Origin of the sequence: Pseudomonas sp. UBA5706 (assembly GCF_002419965.1) — a bacterium.
Taxonomy (GTDB): Bacteria; Pseudomonadota; Gammaproteobacteria; order Pseudomonadales; family Pseudomonadaceae; genus Aquipseudomonas.
Genome location: NZ_DIHC01000011.1, coordinates 288,727 through 308,251 on the forward strand (window position 1 = coordinate 288,727; position 19,525 = coordinate 308,251).

General features: G+C 62.6%; 16 protein-coding genes. 2 read left to right on the top strand and 14 right to left on the bottom strand.

What is annotated here, in order from left to right:
* Positions 1-76: 76 nt before the first annotated feature.
* From B3I26_RS07070 to kdpF, 12 genes are all read right to left on the bottom strand, one after another.
* On the bottom strand, positions 77-856 hold the full coding sequence (locus tag B3I26_RS07070; protein WP_296256426.1) for a CHAD domain-containing protein: 780 nt from the start codon (positions 854-856) through the stop codon (positions 77-79).
* Positions 857-877: 21 nt separating this feature from the next.
* Positions 878-2,878 (bottom strand): transglutaminase TgpA family protein, encoded by a 2,001-nt coding sequence (locus tag B3I26_RS07075; protein WP_409521997.1) that lies wholly within the window; start codon positions 2,876-2,878, stop codon positions 878-880.
* A 13-nt stretch (positions 2,879-2,891) separates the two neighbouring features.
* Positions 2,892-3,845, bottom strand: a complete 954-nt coding sequence (locus tag B3I26_RS07080) for a DUF58 domain-containing protein (protein WP_409521996.1) — start codon at positions 3,843-3,845, stop codon at positions 2,892-2,894.
* Entirely contained in the window at positions 3,845-4,762 is a 918-nt protein-coding gene (locus B3I26_RS07085; RefSeq protein ID WP_296256429.1) for an AAA family ATPase, read from the bottom strand. The genes B3I26_RS07080 and B3I26_RS07085 overlap by 1 nt, the downstream gene beginning before the upstream one ends.
* A 231-nt stretch (positions 4,763-4,993) precedes the next feature.
* On the bottom strand, positions 4,994-5,272 hold the full coding sequence (locus tag B3I26_RS07090; RefSeq protein WP_296256431.1) for a hypothetical protein: 279 nt from the start codon (positions 5,270-5,272) through the stop codon (positions 4,994-4,996).
* Between the two features lie 161 nt (positions 5,273-5,433).
* Positions 5,434-5,826, bottom strand: coding sequence for a tautomerase family protein (locus tag B3I26_RS07095; protein WP_296256433.1), 393 nt, complete (start codon positions 5,824-5,826; stop codon positions 5,434-5,436).
* Positions 5,827-6,188: 362 nt separating this feature from the next.
* Positions 6,189-6,878, bottom strand: coding sequence for a response regulator (locus B3I26_RS07100; RefSeq protein WP_296256435.1), 690 nt, complete (start codon positions 6,876-6,878; stop codon positions 6,189-6,191).
* 64 nt (positions 6,879-6,942) lie between these two features.
* Entirely contained in the window at positions 6,943-9,600 is a 2,658-nt protein-coding gene (locus B3I26_RS07105; RefSeq protein ID WP_296256436.1) for a sensor histidine kinase, read from the bottom strand.
* Between the two features lie 250 nt (positions 9,601-9,850).
* On the bottom strand, positions 9,851-10,417 hold the full coding sequence (gene kdpC / locus B3I26_RS07110) for a potassium-transporting ATPase subunit KdpC (RefSeq protein ID WP_296256438.1): 567 nt from the start codon (positions 10,415-10,417) through the stop codon (positions 9,851-9,853).
* A gap of 77 nt (positions 10,418-10,494) precedes the next feature.
* The gene (kdpB, locus tag B3I26_RS07115; protein WP_296256440.1) at positions 10,495-12,570 is read right to left on the bottom strand and encodes a potassium-transporting ATPase subunit KdpB; all 2,076 of its coding nucleotides are present in this window, start codon (positions 12,568-12,570) and stop codon (positions 10,495-10,497) included.
* Between the two features lie 10 nt (positions 12,571-12,580).
* Positions 12,581-14,275: a potassium-transporting ATPase subunit KdpA gene (kdpA, locus tag B3I26_RS07120; protein ID WP_296256441.1), complete on the bottom strand. Its 1,695-nt coding sequence runs from the start codon at positions 14,273-14,275 to the stop codon at positions 12,581-12,583.
* A 5-nt stretch (positions 14,276-14,280) separates the two neighbouring features.
* Complete coding sequence (gene kdpF / locus B3I26_RS07125; protein ID WP_037009437.1) at positions 14,281-14,376, bottom strand: K(+)-transporting ATPase subunit F; 96 nt, start codon at positions 14,374-14,376, stop codon at positions 14,281-14,283.
* A 262-nt stretch (positions 14,377-14,638) separates the two neighbouring features.
* On the opposite strand from kdpF, the gene B3I26_RS07130 reads away from it, so the two are divergent.
* Entirely contained in the window at positions 14,639-15,004 is a 366-nt protein-coding gene (locus B3I26_RS07130) for a glyoxalase superfamily protein (protein WP_296256450.1), read from the top strand.
* A gap of 48 nt (positions 15,005-15,052) precedes the next feature.
* Here the strand turns inward: B3I26_RS07130 and B3I26_RS07135 are convergent, their stop codons facing one another.
* Together B3I26_RS07135 and uvrB are read right to left on the bottom strand one after the other, a co-directional pair.
* On the bottom strand, positions 15,053-15,589 hold the full coding sequence (locus B3I26_RS07135; RefSeq protein ID WP_296256452.1) for a GNAT family N-acetyltransferase: 537 nt from the start codon (positions 15,587-15,589) through the stop codon (positions 15,053-15,055).
* Between the two features lie 201 nt (positions 15,590-15,790).
* On the bottom strand, positions 15,791-17,806 hold the full coding sequence (gene uvrB / locus B3I26_RS07140; RefSeq protein ID WP_296256453.1) for an excinuclease ABC subunit UvrB: 2,016 nt from the start codon (positions 17,804-17,806) through the stop codon (positions 15,791-15,793).
* A 335-nt stretch (positions 17,807-18,141) separates the two neighbouring features.
* Between uvrB and B3I26_RS07145 the strand changes: the two genes are divergently transcribed.
* A complete protein-coding gene (locus B3I26_RS07145) occupies positions 18,142-19,338 on the top strand; it encodes an amino acid aminotransferase (RefSeq protein ID WP_296256455.1) in 1,197 nt (398 codons plus the stop codon).
* Positions 19,339-19,525: the final 187 nt, after the last annotated feature.

Sequence of the window (19,525 nt, forward strand, 5' to 3'; positions counted from 1 at the left end):
AAATATCCCGGAGCTTAGCGACACGTCGCCTCCTCTCACAGCGCCCATAACTGCCAATCCTGCGGCCTGATCGGGTTCAGCGCGCAGGCGCATCGCCAAAGCAGGCTTTAAACAGTTGATCCAACGCCTTGTCGGACTTTTTCTCGGCCCGCAGGATGCCCAGTTCCCAACCGGCCACACAGGGCGCAAGGTCCGCGTGCTGCCGGGCCTGAGCCAGCCACTGCAGATGATCGTGCCAATCACCCAGTGCGCCCTGCGCGTCCTTGAGCCTTTTCTGCATGCCCTTGGGCTGATGGCTGAGTTCGGGATAGGCTTCGGCCGCATAGCGCACGCGCTTGATCAGCAAGCGCAGGCGATGACGATCATGGTTCGGGTCGGCCATGGCCTGGCGCAGTTGTTTCCACTGTTTGTCCATGCGTTTCTCGACACGCTGACGCAACTTTTTCAGCAGGCCATGACGTTGTTGGGCGCGCAGAAACGACGGCAGTTGATCCAGCACCCCGAACAAGCGGTTCAGTTCGGCCGACGTCGCAACCCTGGGGCATGCGGCGTCCAGGTGCCTTGCGCGTTTGCTGGCAGCCTGATCCAGGCCCTGTGCGTCCAGATACGCCGCCAGCACCTGCATGTCGCGCAGCGGCGTGGTCAGATCGCCGACGCCCTTGGCCGCCTCTTCGACCTGACCCATTCCAGGCAAACCGCGCAGCGGCCGCAGCACGCTGCGCAGACGCCGCACCGTGGTGCGCAGATCGTGCAGCGCTTCGCTGTCGGTAGAGGCCGCCAAGCGGGCATGGCAGGCCAGCAGCTTGACGTTGAGACTGAGAATCTCGGCGATCAGGTGATCGACCATGGCTGACATTCGCAACTCCTTGTTCATTCATTAAGGCTGCTTGTTTTTCACTGCCGACAAGCGCCAGGGCAAACGGCGACGCAAGTACCTCAGGCGTCGGCGTAATTGGCTGATCGAGCCGGACTCACCGGAATAACGCTGCGCCTGGAATTCACGGGCAAAGCCTTCTATCGCCTCGGCGTGGGCCGGGAAACGCTCGGCAGCCCGCAATGCGAATGCCTGGGCGCCTTCTCCCTGCTCACGTCTGAGACCCTGGCGAGCCAGCAAGCGTTCGAAAGCGTTGAACAGACGCAACTGCGAGTCGCTTTCACGGCGCCAGGGTTTGAATAGCCACAAAGCCAGCAGCCCGAGAATGATCAGCGCGCCGCCTGCGAATGCAGGCGCTTGAAAACCCGAGAACCAGCGTCCCAGCACCTGCAATTGCTGTTGGCCCTGATAGCCCAGTACCCAGCGTTGCCAACCGTAGTTGAGGTTGTCCCAGCTCAGGCGAACCGCATTGAGCCAGGCCAGATGTCGGTAGCGCAACGCTGACATCGGCGAGTCGGCGAGAAAATCCTCGTCGGCGGACAATGCCTGCTCCAGCCCTTGCTCGATGCGCGCAGGTGCTACCGCCGCGGTCGGATCAACGCTGCGCCAGCCGATGCCGGGCTGCCAGTATTCGACCCAGGCGTGGGCATCGAACTGACGCACGCTGATGTAGTTGCCGTCCGGATTTAACTCCCCGCCCTGATAACCAGCGACGACCCGCGCTGGAATTCCGGCGGCGCGCAGCACGAATGTCATGGCGCCCGCATAATGCGCGCAGAACCCGGCGCGGCTGGCAAACAGAAAATCATCAATGCCGTTGGTGCCCAATACCGGCGGCTTCAAGGTGTAACGGAATGGCTGCTCGGTGAAATATGACAGCACGCCGTCAACCAGCGCTTCAGGCCGGGGGTAGCGGCGATGCATGTCGGTGGCCCACTCCCGCGCTTGCGGATTGCCCCTGGTCGGCAGTTGCAGATTCTGTGCTCGACCAGCGTCGCTGAGCACGGTCTCGCGCACGGCGTCCGGCCAGGAGTTGACGCTGAACAGCACCGATTGCTCGATGGGGCGCCGGCGCTGCCAACGGAAATCGCTCATCTGGCGCACGCCGGCAAGGTCAGGCTCGCCGACATCCAGGGTCATCAGCCAAGGCTTGCCGGTCGGTTCCATGACGATGCTGTAGCTGAGCTTGCCACCTTCCTTGCGCCAGCCCGGTGCGTCGGGCACCTGGGCACGAGACGATTGCGACCAGCGCCGGCCATCGAACTGCTCCAGCGTCAGTGCGCGCCAGTACTGCTGATGGCGCGGCGGGATCGGGCCTTCAAAACTGGCGCGAAACACCAGGGCTGCTGACTTGCTCAGCTCGGCGATATCCCCCGGCGCCATGCTGTCGGACAGCCCGGTCAGCGCCTTGTTGCCCGGCTGTGGCAATGACCACAGCGGGTCCAGGCGTGGAAAGAACAAAAACAGCAGCAGCATCAGCGGTACCGCTTGCAGCAGCAATTTGAGCGCCAGGATCAGCGTACCCGCAGGCTTGAGAGACAGTGCCGACTGCTGCAGACCGATCAGCCCTGCCAGCAAGGTCGCAACGGGCAAGAGGGTGAACAGCCCCCACAGCAATGCGTCTTCGAACAGGTAACCGACGGCCACACAAAAGAAGCCCAGGAAGATCAGCACCAATGCGTCGCGTCGGCTCTGCATTTCCAGCATTTTCAGGATGAAGGCGGCAATCAGCAACGCGGCCCCGGCGTCGAGCCCGACCAGGCTGCCTCGCGCCAGATAGATCCCGCCCGCAGTGCCCACCAGCAATCCCGACTTGATCCAGTTACCAGGCATGCGCACGCGCATGCGGAAAATCTGAATTCGCCAGAAGGTGCAGCCCAGCCACAAAACGATCAGAGAAACGGGCACGTGCAGGGAAAACGGCACGATGACCAGCGCCTGAGCGATCAGCAGCCAGTTCAAGCTGACCCGTGGTATGGGTTGAGCGAGGCCGGTAGACGTCATGCCCGCCTCGCGTTCATGCCTGGACACCATACAACGCCAACTGCCGCAGGCAGGCTTCGCGGTGGGCATCGCCGCTGCCCACTGCCGAGAGGAAACCCGGCAGACGCAGGGCAAACGGCTGTTGCCGCTGGGACAGTTCCAGCACCCAATAACACAGGCGTGACAGCCGCTCCTCGATATCGCCACCCAATGCCATGAAATCCAGGCACAGGTCATGGCCGCTGAGATCGCTGAACTCCTTGACCATCAACCCCTGTCCGCGAGACCAGGCCTTCCAGTGCATGCGGCGTTGCGAGTCGCCCGGTTGCCACGGGCGCAGGCCCTGATAATCATCGACGCCCTGTCCTTGGCTGGCCTGCCCGGCGTCTTCGGCGTGGGGCTCAATCCCTTTGAGCAATGGCATGCTGCCGGCCACAGGGCGCGGATAGATCAGCACCGTCTGCTCAAGGTCCAGCCAGCTCCAGGCGCGAAAGATGCCCAGCGGAAACACGCTTTCGACCCGCAGCCGTGGCGCACGCAGCCAGCCGCGACTGACCGCTGGCAGGGTTAGCGCAACGTCCACCTGGCGCTCGGGAGCGACATCGGTCTGCTCCAACCGCTCGCTGTCCCAACCCAGGGCAATGGCCTGATGGCCGCTCGCGGTGCTTTCCAGACGCAGGCGCAACTGCACCGGCTCGCCGACGAACACCGAGCGGGCGTGTCCGGCACTCAGGATCAGGCCGCTGAAATTGCGGTAGGTGTGCAAGATCGCGAGCACGCCGACCGAAAGCATGAGGAAGGTCAGGCCATAAGCCAGGCTGTTCTGATAATTGATCGACACCAGCAACAACAGAATCAGCAAGAGCGCATAGGTGCCGCCGACCCGGGTCGGCAGTATGAAAATTCGACGGTGGTCCAGCTCGATCCGCGACGCCGGGGGAATGCGACGTCCCACCCAGCGCTGCCAAACCGGCTTGAAATGCGACATCAAAGCACCGGCACCTCACGCAGCAGCCATTGCACCAACGCCCCGCCGCCATGCCCGGTCGGATCGGTGCGTTCGCGCAGGCGATGACCGATCACCGCTGGCAGGATCGCCTGAACGTCTTCGGGTATCACGTAATCGCGTCCGATCAGCAGCGCCCACGCCCGCGCCGCCGACAGAATGGCCAGGCTCGCCCGGGGTGACAGCCCGTAGGCGAACTGGGGCTGGCTGCGGGTGGCGTCCACCAGACGCAGCACATATTCCACCAGAGCATCGCTGGCGCGAACGCCACGCGCCTCGGCCTGCAGCGTGGCCAATTCGGTGTGGTCGATAATCGGCTCGATGCGCGGCAATAACTCGCGCCGCGATTCGCCCAGCAGCAGGGCTTTTTCCGCCGAACGCGCCGGGTAGCCCAAGGACAGGCGCATCAGAAAGCGATCCAGCTGCGATTCCGGCAAGGCGAAGGTCCCCCCCTGGCTGAACGGGTTTTGCGTGGCGATGACGAAAAACGGGTCGGGCAACAGTCGGGTTGCGCCTTCGATGGTCACCTGGCCCTCTTCCATCGCTTCAAGCAATGCGCTCTGGCTTTTCGGCGTAGCGCGGTTGATCTCATCGGCCAGCACCAGCTCGGCGAAGATCGGCCCGGGATGAAAGGTGAACTGCCCGCTGTCCCGGTCAAAGACCGAGGTGCCCAGAATGTCACCCGGCAGCAGGTCGGAGGTGAATTGAATGCGCTGGAAGCTCAGCCCCAGCACTCGGGCCAGGGTATGGCTCAAGGTGGTTTTGCCCATGCCGGGCAAATCCTCGATCAACAGATGCCCCCCGCCCAGCAGGCACGTCAGGGCCAGACGAACTTGAGGCTCCTTGCCCAGCACCACTTCATTGATCGCGTTTAAACACGCGTCCAGTTTTCTGCCCATCGGACAAGCCCCCCAGGCGACTGCTCTTGGCTACCAGGACCGCAACGACGCCAGCCATGCCGCCACTTTAAAGTCAGCGTAGGCGTTTTCGCCAGAGAGAACAGAGGGAATGGGATGAATTGTTGTGAGAGGCGCCGCGATGGCACTACGGCAACGAGCTTGTCGGCACCAGCGTCCATGAAACGCTGCCGCCGGAAGCCGGACAACTATAGCCCAGCGTTGCAGCCGCACTTAACGACCCGCGCGCGACTCACGGATATAGAACCGCGCTTTCTCGGCCTTGTCGTTACAACCCTCGAACGCTTCGAACTGTTGTTGAGTCTTGGCGCCGGTCAGCAACGACAGGGCCTTGGAATAGCTGACCGTGCCGGCGAAACCTTCGGCCTTGGCCAGGTCCAGCTCATGCCACGCCGCATCCAGACTGGTGGCACAACTGTCTCGATAGGCGGTTTTACCCGCGCAGCCTGTCAGAACAAGGGCAAGCAATGGCAGGCAGATCCAGGCTTTCATCGGGTGTTACCTCAGCAAGGGAAATCTAGGATGCGGCTTTGACGGTGCGCCGATGTAAAAGTGCCATGGCCGAACAGCGCTGAAGTGCCGATTTCCAACCCGGGCGCTGGTCCTGAACGCCCGAGGCGCCTTTGACCTGATACCGCCCCGAAAGCGGCGGTTCAGTCCTTGGGCCCGTAATGCATGTCGCCGTTGCCAAACGACCAGTTCTCACGCTTGGTTTCGATGAGATTGATGAACACATCCTCCCGTCGCAGGCCGGCACGCTCATGAATGCCCTCTGCGACAGCCTTGAAAAAGGCCTTTTTCACCTCGGTCGTCCGGCCTTCGTTCCAGGTGATTTGAATGAACACGAGGTCCTTGGTGTAAGTGACGCCCAGGTAACCGGCCGCCGGATGGACAAGCTCGTTCTCGGCATGGCGGTGAACGATCTGGAAGTTGTCGTGCTCAGGGACACTCGCCGTGCTGCGCAGGGCCTGATAGATGACATCGCCAATGGTTGCGACGGTTTGCGAAGAGATATGGGCGGCAACATCGATTCTGACCAGAGGCATATGCATTTCCTTGTCGAGGGTGGGCCTGACAGGCGACTCGCGCAGCTGTCAGCGGTAGGACCGCTACCCTATTCCCGTGGCAAGCCCGCAGCAAGCGCATAACGGTGAATCCCACGGGCCATGCCTTGATCACGCGCAGCGAGCGCGTGGGCATGAGCCCACTGCAACGGGGCCTGCCAAGAACAAAGGAGCCGTGCGGGTCCTGGGCCGGGAGAGCCACGGGATACGCTTAATCAGCATGAGCTCAAGCATTGAAAGCAAACGTGCCAGTCTCAGGCAACTGCTTCAGATGGCAGAAATGCATCAACTTGCCCTCAGCCATCGTATCCGACAAGTGCGCACAGTGCGCCGATGAATCGCTCTCACCCCTCCAGCAACCGATACCCCACCCCCGCCTCGGTGACGATGAATCGGGGGGTGGCCGGATCGTCCGCCAGTTTCTGTCGCAGATGCCCGACGACGATGCGCAGGTAGTGAGTGTCCTCCACATGGGTCGGGCCCCAGATGTCCTTGAGCAGTTGCTGTTGGGTGATGACCCGCCCGGGATGCCGCGCCAGTTGCGCCAGCACGGCGTATTCCTTACGCGTCAGACTGATTTCTACCCCATCGAGCAGTACGCGCCTATAAGCCAGGTCCACCGTCAGCGGCCCGATCATTAACGCCGATTGCGCTTGCCCGTTGTCCGGCGCATGGCGCAGCAACGCGCGTATCCGCGCCAGAAACTCCTGAATGCCGAATGGCTTGGTCACGTAATCATTGGCCCCGCAATCCAGCGCGCGCACCTTTTCGCCCTCACTGGCGCGCACCGACAACACCAACACCGGCACCGCCGACCATTCGCGCAACTGGCGCAAAACGTCCTGGCCGTCGATGTCTGGCAGGCCAAGATCGAGCACCAGTACGTCAGGTTTGTTCAGCGCCGCCAGGCTCAGCCCTTCGCTGCCGGTGCCGGCTTCAAGCACCCTGTAGCCTTGTGACGCGAGGCTGATGCGCAGGAATTTGCGGATCTGCGGTTCGTCGTCGATCACCAGAATGGTTGCCGTCTGACTCATGGAAATCCCGTCATGCCGATAAGTCGTCCAGTACAGCAGAACGCCAGCCTGGTGCAAACCCGGTTCAAAGTGCCTGCTCCGTTTCAGCCTCGGGCTGGGGCTGCAAAGGCAGATGCAGGCTGATGCAGGTGCCACGCCCCTCAATGCCGTCCGTCACGCTGATCCGCCCCCCGTGGGCGCCGACCATGCCCTGACAGATCGCCAGCCCCAGCCCGGTGCCCTGGCCGCCGCGATCGCCGCGGGCAGCGGTGTAGAACATGTCAAAGATCTTCACCCGCTCGGCTTCGGGGATCCCCGGTCCTTCGTCACTCACGGCGAACACCAGTTCATCGGCGGCGGCGCGCACCTGAATCTGCAGTCGCCCATGAACGGGCGAGAAACGCGCGGCGTTCTCGACCACATTGATCAGCGCCTGCTCGATCAGCGCCGCGTGAACGTAGAGCAACGGCAAGTCGGCGGGCAGATCGGTGCTGACCCGCAGCGACGCCAGCACCGCACGCAAGCGATTGAGCGAGCTGCCAACGATGTCCCCCGGCGATACCCAGTCCCGCGCCAGTTTCAGTGCGCCGTGCCCCAGCCGTGTCATGTCCAGCAGGTTCTGAATGTAGCGGTCCAGACGCTCGGCTTCATCGCGGGTGCCTTCGAGCAGTTCGCGACGGTCCTCCAGCGAGATGGCCTCGCCCAGCGCCAGCAGGCTGTCGATGCTGCCACGCATGGCCGTCAGCGGTGTACGCAGGTCGTGGGACACCGAGGCCAGCAAGGCGCTGCGCAACTGTTCGGTTTCGCCATGCAGGCGCGCCGCTTCCAGATCCTCGGCCAGTCGGGCCCGTGCCAGCGCCTGACCCAGGGGCTGACTGAGCGCGGTGACCAGGCGCCGACGCTGGGCGGTAAACGTCTGCCCCTGTCGCGGCCTGACGCCGAGCAGGGCCAATGGTGCCTCGTCGACCCATAGCGGCAACCACCACCAGTCGCCCGACGGCAGCGTGCCGGTGCCCTTGCCCGCCGGTTGACCGTGCTGCCAGGACCAGTGGGCAGCGGCGCGTTCGAATTCGGAAAACTGCAGCGCGCCGCCGACTTCGACCTTCCAGCTCTGCTCGCCGTCGTTGTCGAGGATGCAGACCTGCAGCTCGGTCCAGCCTCCCAGGTGATGATCGGCAGCGCTGAGCACGGCCTGGCGATCGGTGGCCGCGGTGAGGCGCTTGGACAGGTCGAGCAACTCGCTGGTTTCTTCCTGGGTGTCGCGCAGCGCCTGTAACTGGCGGCGCTGGCGGGCGGCGAGGTTCCCGGTGAGGGCAGCCATCATCAGGAAAAACAGCAGCGTGAGCACGTCTTCTTCGCGCTGGATACTCAAGGAGAAATTCGGCGGGATGAACAGAAAGTCATAGGCCAGGAATGACAGCACCGAGCAGACCATCGCCGGCCCCACACTGCTGCGCACCGCCACCAGCAGTACCGCCGCCAGGAACACCAGCGAGATGTTGGGCAACGCCAGCACGCTGGAAACCGCCCAGGCCAGGGCGCTGGCGCACACCGTTGCCAACACCGCCAGCAGGTAATCGAACCCTTGCCACGTATGCGGCGTGGTCGAGCGCGGTTGGTCGGGGCGCGCTTCGCTGTCGAGGACGTTGATCTCAAGCCCGTGAGCCTTGCGCAACAGCCGCGCCGCCAGGCCGCCGCCGAACGCCCGGCGCCGCAGCAGAGGTCGCGACTGCCCCACCAGCACGAGACTGGCACGCCGCTCGGCGGCATGCTGTATCAGGGTTTTCGCCACTTCCGGTGCGCGCAGCACCACCACCTCGCCACCCAGGCGTTCGGCCAGTTGCTGGGCATTTTGCAGGCGGGCTCGCGCCCGTTCATCGACGAGCCGTCCCGTGTCGACGTGCACCAGGCTCCAGGGCAGATGCCTGCGCTGTGCTACCCGACTGGCGTGCCGCACCAAGCGCTCGGCCTGGGCGTCGCCCTCGATACCGACCAGCAGCCGCCCGCGCACTGCAGGCGCCGCCTGCCCCAGTTGGCGATAACCCAGGGTGAGATCGTTGTCGACCTGCGCGGCGGCAGTCTGCATTGCCAGTTCACGCAGCGCCGTGAGGTTGGTCTGAGTGAAGAAAGCATCAATGGCCGCCCTCGCCTGCTCCGGCACATACACCTTGCCGTCGCGCAGACGCTCCAGCAACTCGCGCGGCGGCAGGTCGATCAGCACCAGCTCATAGGCTTCCTGCAGGACCCAGTCAGGCAGCGTTTCGCGCACCTGCACGCCGGTAATGCCGCGCACCTGATCGTTAAGGCTTTCCATGTGCTGGACGTTGACCGTGGTGTAGACGTCGATGCCCGCCGCCAGCAGTTCCTGAATATCCTGCCAGCGCTTGGCGTGCCGGCTGCCGGGCGCATTGCTGTGGGCCAGTTCGTCCACCAGCACCAGTTTCGGCCTGGCCGCCAGCAGGCCGTCGAGGTCCATTTCTTCGAGCATCACGCCGCGGTATTCGCAACGCAGCATGGGTTGTTGCACCAACCCGCCAAGCAGGGCTTCGGTCTCGGCGCGGCCATGGGTTTCGATCACCCCAACCCGCAGCGAGACGCCCTGGCGCATTTGCGAATGAGCGGCCTGCAGCATGGCGTAGGTCTTGCCCACGCCAGGCGCGGCGCCGAGAAACACCTTCAATCGCCCACGGTCATCGCGTGGAAGGTTGGCCAGCAAGGCATCGGCACGGCTTTCTGAATTCACGATGGTTTTCCTGACTGATTGCTCACTTTTTTCCTGCCTGACTCATGACGACCTGATAACGCGATCGACGCAAGCCTGAACTGACGTATTCCTCACCACCCCTGCTTACCGGCCACCTACACACCCCGTGGGAAACGCCGGAGGTTACGTGGGCAGCGAAAGCGATAGGTCAGGCAATGCATCCATCTCTGACCCACCTTCTTCGCAAGCAAGCTTGCTCCCTCAGGGTTCATAACGCGGCTTTTGCCAATCAGTGGGTCCGCGTGGTAGCAGGCAACTCACTCAACCCCTGGTTCAACGCCAGTACATTCACCACCGGTGGGCCAATCAGCGGGCTGTAGGTGTTGTCCACCACCAGGCGCTGCACCGCTTCACGGGGCAGATGCCGGGCCTGCGCCACCCGCGCCACCTGATACTGCGCCGCCGCAGGTGACAGGTGCGGGTCCAGGCCACTGGCGGAGGTGGTCAGCAGGTTCAACGGCACCGGCCCCTGCCCTTCGACCTTCTCCTTGAGCACATCGTCCGCCACGCGCGCCGCCAGCGCCGGGTTGCTCGGCGCCAGGTTGCTCGCCCCACTGGCCACCGTCGCGTAACTGCCGGCGGATGGACGTGAGTGAAACCACTGCTCGCCGGTGAAATCCTGCGCGATCAGTTCCGAACCCCGGACCTTTTCCTGCTCGTCATACACCAGGCTGCCATTGGCTTGCTCCGGGAATGCCACCTGGGCCACACCCGTGACCAGCAACGGATAAGCCATGCCCGTGATCAGGGTCATCAGCACAATCAGGCTCACGGCGGGACGCACTATAGTCGACATCATTCAATCCTCAATCAAATCAGATGCTGCGGGTGCATGCGTTCAGGCAATAGCGACCCGCGGTGCAGACAACGCGCTTACACCAAGCGCAACGCGGTCAACAGCAGGTCGATCAGCTTGATCCCCACGAACGGCACGGCGATCCCGCCCAGGCCATAGATCAGCAGGTTGCGACGCAGCAGATGCGCTGCACTCGCCGCCTGCACCCGCACCCCGCGCAGGGCCAACGGGATCAGTACGACGATGATCAGGGCGTTGAACACGATGGCTGACAGGATCGCGCTCTGCGGGCTGGCCAGGCGCATGATGTTGAGCACCCCCAACTGCGGATAGATCGCAGCGAACAGCGCAGGAAGGATCGCAAAATACTTGGCTACGTCGTTGGCAATCGAAAAGGTCGTGAGCGCGCCACGGGTGACCAGCAATTGCTTGCCAATCTGCACCACGTCCAGCAGCTTGGTCGGGTCGCTGTCCAGATCCACCATATTGGCCGCCTCCCGCGCCGCCTGCGTACCGTCGTTCATCGCCATGCCGACGTCAGCCTGAGCCAGCGCCGGGGCATCGTTGGCCCCGTCGCCACACATTGCCACCAGGCGTCCGTCGTTCTGTTCCTGACGAATACGCTCCAGCTTCTTCTGCGGCGTGGCTTCGGCAAGCACGTCATCGACCCCGGCCTCAGCGGCGATGGCGGCAGCGGTCAGCGGGTTGTCACCGGTCACCATGACCGTGCGAATGCCCAACGTGCGCAGTTCCTCGAAGCGCTCGCGGATCCCCGGCTTGACCACGTCCTTAAGATGAATCGCGCCCAGCAGCGTACGGTCGACCGAGACCAGCAACGGCGTGCCGCCGGTCTTGGCGATCTTGTCGATTTCTCGCGCCAGTACGGGCGGCAAGTCGCTGCGATCACGGCCAAGAAACTTCAGCAGCGAATCCACGGCGCCCTTGCGATAAACGTGACCGTCGTAATCAACACCGGACAGCCGCGTCTCGGCGCTGAAAGGTACAGCGGTGAGCTGGCTGGACGCAGGTTCGGTCATCGGATGCAACGCGCGCAGGTACTCGACAATGGACTTGCCCTCGGCGGTGTCGTCGGCCAGTGACGCCAGCAGCGTGCCGTCGCTTAGCTCCTTGCCGCTGACGCCCGGGGCGGCATACACCGCCGAGCAGCGGCGATTGCCAAAGGTGATGGTCCCGGTCTTGTCCAGCAGCAACACGTGGACATCGCCCGCCGCCTCCACCGCACGACCGGATTTGGCGATGACGTTCAGGCGCACCAGGCGATCCATCCCGGCAATCCCGATGGCCGACAGCAACCCGCCAATGGTGGTGGGGATCAGGGTCACCAGCAGCGCCACCAGGAACACCAGCGGCAGGCTCCCGCCCGCGAAATGGGCGAACGGCTGCAGCGTCACCACCACCAACAGGAAGATCAGGGTCAGGCCGATCAGCAGGATATCCAGCGCCACCTCGTTGGGGGTCTTCTGCCGTTTGGCGCCTTCCACTAACGCGATCATGCGGTCCAGGGTCGACTCGCCGGGATTGGTGCTGATGCGCACCCGCAACCAGTCGGACACCAGCCGGGTGTTGCCGGTCACCGCCGAACGGTCACCGCCAGACTCGCGAATCACCGGCGCCGACTCACCGGTGATCGCCGCCTCGTTCACCGCCGCGATGCCTTCGATCACTTCGCCATCGCCGGGAATCAGTTCACCGGCCTCCACCCGCACGACGTCGCCCTTGCGCAGGGTGCTGGCGTTGACCGTGACGAACGCGCCGCCTGGGCCCTGCAAGCGCGCTTTAAGGCCTTCGGTGCCGGCCTTGAGGCTGTCGGCGCGGGCCTTGCCGCGACCTTCGGCCAAGGCCTCGGCAAAGTTGGCGAACAGCACGGTGAACCACAGCCACACCGCGATCTGCACCGCAACCAGGGTTGGCACTGCCGGGTCGGGAATCAGGCACAGGACGGTGGTCAGGATCGCGGTCAGTTCGACCACCAGCATCACCGGCGCGCGCTGCAACTGGCGCGGGTCGAGCTTGACGAAGGCCTGGATCAGCGCCGGGCGCCACAGTTCGGCGAAGCCAGTTTTGGCCGCTGCCGGCGATTGCTTAGCGTTTTCGTTCACAGGGTGCTTGGACACAGGTGCTTGCATGTTCATGATTCAGTCCTCAGAAGCCCAGGCTCAAGTGTTCGGCGATCGGTCCCAAGGCCAGGGTCGGCAGGAACGTCAGGCCGCCCACGAGCAAAATGGTGACGGTCAACAGGGTGACGAACAGCGGGCCGTGGGTCGGGAAACTGTTCAAGCCTAGAGGCGCGGCCTTCTTCGCCGCGAGGCTGCCGGCAAGGGCCAGCACCGGCAGGATGTAGCCGAAGCGGCCGATGAACATCGACAAGCCAAGCATCAGGTTGTGGAACAGGGTGTTACCGCTGAAACCGCCGAACGCCGAGCCATTGTTCGCAGTGGCCGAGGTGTAGTTGTAAAGCAGCTGGCTGAAGCCGTGGGCGCCGGGGTTGCTCACCGCGCCAGCGGGGCCTGGCAACGACGCCGCCAGCGCACCGAACACCAGCACGCCGACCGGCATCACGATCAGGGTCGCCACCAGCAGCTTGACTTCGCGGGCCTGCAACTTCTTGCCCAGGTATTCCGGGGTACGACCGATCATCAGACCGGCCAGAAACACCGCGATCAGCACGTTGAGCAACATGCCGTACAACCCCGCACCCACGCCGCCGAAAATCACTTCGCCCACCATCATGTTGGCCATGGCGATCATGCCGGTCAGCGGGTTCAGGCTGTCGTGCATGCCATTGACCGAACCGTTGGACGCGGCAGTCGTCGTGGTCGTCCATAACACCGTGGCCGTGGTGCCGAAACGGGTTTCCTTGCCTTCCATCGGTGCGGTCTGCTCGACGGACGCGATGTTCAGCGTGGGATTGGGTTGGTATTCGGACCACAGCGCGGTGGTGCCGCCGATCAAAAACAGCACCAGCATGCAGGCGATGATCGCGCGGCTCTGGCGCAGGTCCTTGACGTAGTGGCCGAAGGTGAACACCAGCGCCACCGGGATCAGGATGATCGAGCCCAGCTCGAACAGGTTGCTCCACGCAGTCGGGTTTTCGAACGGATGCGCCGAGTTGACGCCGAAGAAGCCGCCACCGTTGGTGCCCAGCTGCTTGATCGCGATCTGACTGGCGGCCGGGCCTAGCGGGATGGTTTGGTCGGTGCCTTGCAGGGTGAGCGCATCGACGTAGTGAGCGAAGGTCTGCGGCACGCCCTGCCAGACCAGAAACAGCGCCTGCACGATGCACAGCGGCAACAGGCCGTAAAGGGTGGCACGGGTCATGTCAGCCCAAAAATTGCCGATGTGTTGCGCCGAGCGACGACCGATGCCCCGGCAAAACGCGACCAGCACGGCAATACCCGTGGCGGCGCTGACGAAATTCTGCACTGTCAGACCGGCCATCTGGCTCAGGTAACTGAGCGATGACTCGCCGCTGTAGCTCTGCCAATTGGTATTGGTGACGAAACTCATCGTTGTGTTGAACGCCAGTGACCACTCCATCCCTGGCACACCTTGCGGATTAAGCGGCAGCACGCCCTGCAACAGCAGGATCGAGAACAACATGACAAACCCCGCCAGGTTGAACGCCAGCAGCGCCAGCGTGTAGGTCTTCCAGCTCTGCTCGACCGTGGGGTCGACGCCTGAGACCCGATAACATGCTCGCTCCAACGGCCCCATCATGGGTGTCAGCCATGTGCGTTTGCCCTCCATCACCTTGAAATAAAAGCGACCCAGCCAAGGCGCAGGCACGAACACCAATGCAAAGAAAGCCAGAATCAGCAGCGCGTCATAACCGTGCATGGCCGTCACTCCTCGACCCGGCCGGCACGCAACAGCGCCACCAGCAAGTACACGAACAATCCTGCCGCTAATAGCAGTGACACCCCATCGAGAACGCTCATGAAAACTCTCCGTCGTACGGCGACTGCCGTGTGCGGGAATTGTCCTTACCCAAGGTGTAAAGGAACGAGACCGGGCGTAGCCCCGCGGCATAAAGAAAGTGTAAAAAGCGCCTACCCGGTGGGTTCATGGCCCAGGACGTCGGCCGAACGGACGCAGTCGCAACGCACGTGAATCCTGGAAAGGGTCTGCAGTTGGCTGTCACCTGTCAGCTGCATCGCCAATGGGCTAGACTCGCCGCCTTTACATTAGGGAGCGTGGGCAATGCAGATTTCAGGGGCTATTCCGCTGATTCGGATTTTTTCCGAAGAACAGGCCAAAACGTTTTATGTCGACTTTCTGGGTTTTCACATCGAATGGGAGCATCGGTTCGAAGAAGACCTGCCGCTTTATGCCCAGGCCAGGCGGGGTGATCTGGTCATCCACTTGACCGGGCACCATGGCGATGCCACGCCGGGCTCGACGGTTTTCGTGCCCGTCAAGGACATCGAAGCCCTGCGTTCGGAGCTTAATGCCAAGCACTACAAACACTCGCGGCCGGGGATTCAGGAACAGGGTTGGGGCAAGGTGATGGAAATCGCTGACCCGTTCGGCAACCGCCTGCGGTTTTGCGAACTTGCCGAAGATTGATTGCTCATTCAGAGCAACATGGGCCGGAGTGAGGGCCCGCCGCGAGTGTCATGGCACGCGGCTGACCGTCTCGTCTCGAGCCGAGCGATACACCAAGCTCGGCGCCTGCCCTGGTACGTCATCCAGGGTATCGATGCGCTGCATACCGGCCTTCTCCAGCACGCGGATCGACGCATGATGCTGGGGTCTGACCACGGCGAAAACTTCCGCAACCTGCAGTTCACCGAATGCAAAGTCCAGCGCGGCCTGGCTGAGCTCCGTCGCGTAACCGCGCCCCCAGGCCTGCACGCCGAAGCGATAACCCAAATTCAGTCTTAATACGTCCTGGTACCTGCGCGCATCGATGCCACCGAAACCAATGACCTGGTCGGGATGATCGCGGATGGTGATCGCCCACTGCCCATAGCCTTCGCTCTGCCAGTGAGCGATCCAGCCGTCGAGCAGCGCTTGTGCCTGCTCGATGCGGGTCAAGGGCCCGAACGGATTGAACTGATGGGTCTGCGGATCGCCATAGATCGCGAACAGACTGTCAAGGTCGTCCGCCGTCGGGGCGCGTAGAATGAGTCGTTCTGTGGTTCGTTGCATCACACTGCCTTGATCGTCTGAATGCCCCGGCAGTCTGACAGCCTTGCGCGACAATGTGTGGCAGATGATCCATTGCACGGACGAACGTCCTGTCCCGACTCACCCTGGCGCAGCAGCGCACGCTGGCGGCAACCCCCTAACGCCGCCGGTGAGCCTTCTTGCGAGAGGATCAGAGTGGTACTTATATCCCTTGGCCCAGGCCTATACTGCCAGCAACCGCTCACGCAACTTGGTGATCTCGTCGCGCATCTGAGCGGCCGCCTCGAACTCCAGATCCCGTGCCAGCTGATACATTTTCTCCTCCAGTTGGCGAATCCGTTTGGTGATCTCGCTCGGCGAGCGCAACTCGGCTTCGTACTTGGCGTTCTCCTCGGCAGCCTTGGCCATGCCCTTGCGCTTCTTGCTGCGCGAGCCGGGCACGGTGGCGCCTTCCATGATGTCTGTGATGTCCTTGACCACGCCTTTGGGGGTGATGCCGTTGGCCAGGTTGAAGGCGATTTGCTTGTCGCGACGCCGCTCGGTCTCGCCGATGGCCCGCTCCATGGAGCCGGTGATTCTGTCGGCGTAAAGAATCGCTCGCCCGTTGAGGTTACGTGCTGCTCGGCCAATGGTCTGGATCAGCGAGCGCTCGGACCGCAGGAAGCCTTCCTTGTCGGCATCGAGAATCGCCACCAGGGACACTTCCGGCATGTCCAGCCCCTCACGCAGCAGGTTGATCCCCACCAGCACATCGAAGGTGCCCAGACGCAGGTCACGGATGATCTCGACCCGTTCCACCGTGTCGATGTCCGAATGCAGGTAACGCACCCGTACACCGTGGTCGGCCAGATAATCGGTCAAGTCTTCGGACATGCGTTTGGTCAGGGTCGTGACCAGCACCCGCTCTTCCACGTCCACGCGCTTCTTGATCTCGGAGAGCAGGTCGTCGACCTGAGTCAGCGCCGGCCGGATCTCGATCTGCGGGTCGACCAGGCCGGTGGGCCGCACCACCTGCTCGACCACGCGCCCGGCGTGCTCGCCTTCGTATGGCCCAGGCGTCGCCGACACGAAAATGGTCTGCGGGCTGACATTTTCCCATTCATCGAAGCGCATGGGCCGGTTGTCCAGCGCAGACGGCAGACGGAAACCGTACTCGACCAGGGTTTCCTTGCGCGAACGGTCGCCTTTGTACATGGCGCCGACCTGCGGCACGCTGACGTGGGATTCGTCGATCACCAGCAGCGCATCGGCCGGCAGGTAGTCGTAGAGCGTGGGCGGTGGTGCCCCGGACGGACGGCCCGACAGGTAGCGCGAGTAGTTCTCGATGCCATTGCAGTAACCCAGTTCGAGAATCATCTCCAGGTCGAAACGGGTGCGTTGCTCAAGGCGCTGGGCTTCCACCAGTTTGTTGGCGCCGCGCAGGTACTCCAGGCGCTCCTGCAACTCGACCTTGATCCCCTCCATGGCGTCCAGCAACGTTTCGCGTGGCGTCACATAGTGGCTCTTGGGGTAGAAGGTGAAGCGCGGCAGTTTGCGAATGACTTCGCCGGTCAACGGGTCGAAGGCCGACAGGCTTTCGACTTCATCGTCGAACAGCTCGATACGGATCGCTTCCAGGTCCGACTCGGCCGGGAAGATGTCGATCACATCGCCACGCACGCGAAAGGTCGCCCGGGCGAAATCCATGTCATTGCGGGTGTATTGCAGGTCGGCCAGGCGCCGCAGCAACGCGCGCTGGTCAAGTTTGTCGCCGCGGTCGACGTGCAGGACCATGCGCAGGTAGGTTTCCGGGCTGCCCAGACCGTAGATGCACGACACCGTGGTGACGATGATCGCGTCCTTGCGCTCCAGCAGGGCCTTGGTCGCGGACAGGCGCATCTGCTCGATGTGGTCGTTGATCGAAGCATCCTTTTCGATGAAGGTGTCCGATGACGGCACGTAGGCTTCAGGCTGGTAGTAGTCGTAGTAGGAAACGAAGTACTCGACCGCGTTGTTGGGGAAGAAAGCCTTGAACTCACCATACAATTGGGCGGCCAGGGTCTTGTTCGGCGCCAGCACCAGGGTCGGGCGCTGCACCTGTTGAATCACGTTGGCAATGCTAAACGTCTTGCCCGACCCGGTCACACCAAGCAGGGTCTGGTGCGACAGCCCGGCGTCGATGCCCTCGACCAGCTGACGAATCGCCTGCGGCTGATCACCGGCCGGCTCAAAACGGGTAACGAGCTGAAACTCGGACATAACCTACCTCTGTGTTCGCCCTCCCCCGAAGTGTCCGGGCAAAGGCGTAATGAGCGCGGACGACTGATCTCGCCAGGAGAAAAGGCGTACGAAGAAAAAGATGATGGGACTACAGATGGAGTCCGCAACGCCACCTTTCAAGCCATCATCAGGACATTAGTCCGCAGCACATGACTAACGGTCGAAAATAATCGGAAAAACCCGGAAAAAACCGGCCCTCGCCTGTCGCCCCCGCCCACGATGCTCTCTATACTGACTCCCCGTTTGCGCACCGCTCTAGTGCATTCGGCCGGAGCGATGCGACCCATTCACTCCCATTCAGAGCCGCCGCAAAAATGAGCCTGTTCTCCGCTGTCGAAATGGCACCACGCGATCCAATCCTGGGCCTCAACGAAGCATTCAACGCCGATACCCGCACCACCAAGGTCAATCTGGGTGTAGGCGTCTACAGCAACGAAGAAGGGAAAATCCCGCTGCTGCGTGCCGTTGCCGAAGCCGAGGAAATTCGCGTCGCTCAACATGTCCCACGCGGTTACTTGCCGATCGATGGCATCGCAGCCTACGACAAGGCCGTGCAGACCCTGCTGTTCGGTGCCGAGTCGCCATTGCTGGCCTCAGGCCGGGTGATGACCGTACAGGCAGTCGGCGGTACAGGCGCGCTGAAAATCGGTGCTGACTTCCTCAAGCAACTGTCGCCGGATGCCGTGGTTGCCATCAGCGACCCAAGCTGGGAAAACCATCGGGCATTGTTCGAAACCGCAGGCTTCGACGTGCAGAACTATCGCTACTACGATGCCGCGACCCATGACGTAAACCGCGCAGGCATGCTTGAAGACCTGCAGAACCTGCCATCCGGCTCGGTCGTGGTGTTGCACGCCTGCTGCCACAACCCCACCGGGGTCGACCTGACCCTGGAGGACTGGAAAAAAGTTCTTGATGTGTTGAAAACCAAGGGCCACGTGCCGTTTCTGGACATGGCCTACCAAGGCTTTGGCGACGGCATCGACGAAGACGCCGCAGCGGTGCGCCTGTTTGCCGAATCGGGGCTGACCTTCTTTGCGTCCAGCTCGTTCTCCAAATCCTTTTCGCTGTATGGCGAGCGTGTCGGCGCACTGTCGATCGTCACCGGTTCGCAGGAAGAAACCGCCCGCGTGCTGTCTCAGGTCAAGCGGGTGATTCGCACCAACTATTCCAACCCACCGACCCATGGCGCGACCATCGTTGCCGCGGTGTTGAACAACCCTGGGCTGCGGCAGAAGTGGGAGGATGAACTGGCCCAGATGCGCCTGCGTATTCGTGGCATGCGCGAAGAGATGACTCGGCGTCTGGCGAATAATGCGGCGGGGCAGGACTTCAGCTTCGTCGCTCGGCAGCGTGGGATGTTTTCGTATTCGGGCCTGACCACGCCGCAGGTTCATCGGCTGCGTAGCGAATTCGGGATTTATGCGTTGGATACGGGGCGGATCTGTGTGGCGGCGTTGAACAAGGGCAATATTGAGGCGGTGACCAAGGCGATTCTGGCCGTCATCTAACGAGCAGCGGTAAAAGAGCAGCGGCGGGCTCACCGCTGCCAGAGGGGAAGCGGATATGGGTCCGCTTCCCCTTTTTTGTCTATCGTGATCGTTCCCCCGCTCCGCGTGGTAACGCCAGCCCTGGACGCTCGGCGTCCAACATCTGCCTTACGCGGAGCGCCGGGGGTGCATTCCCACGCGGAGCGTC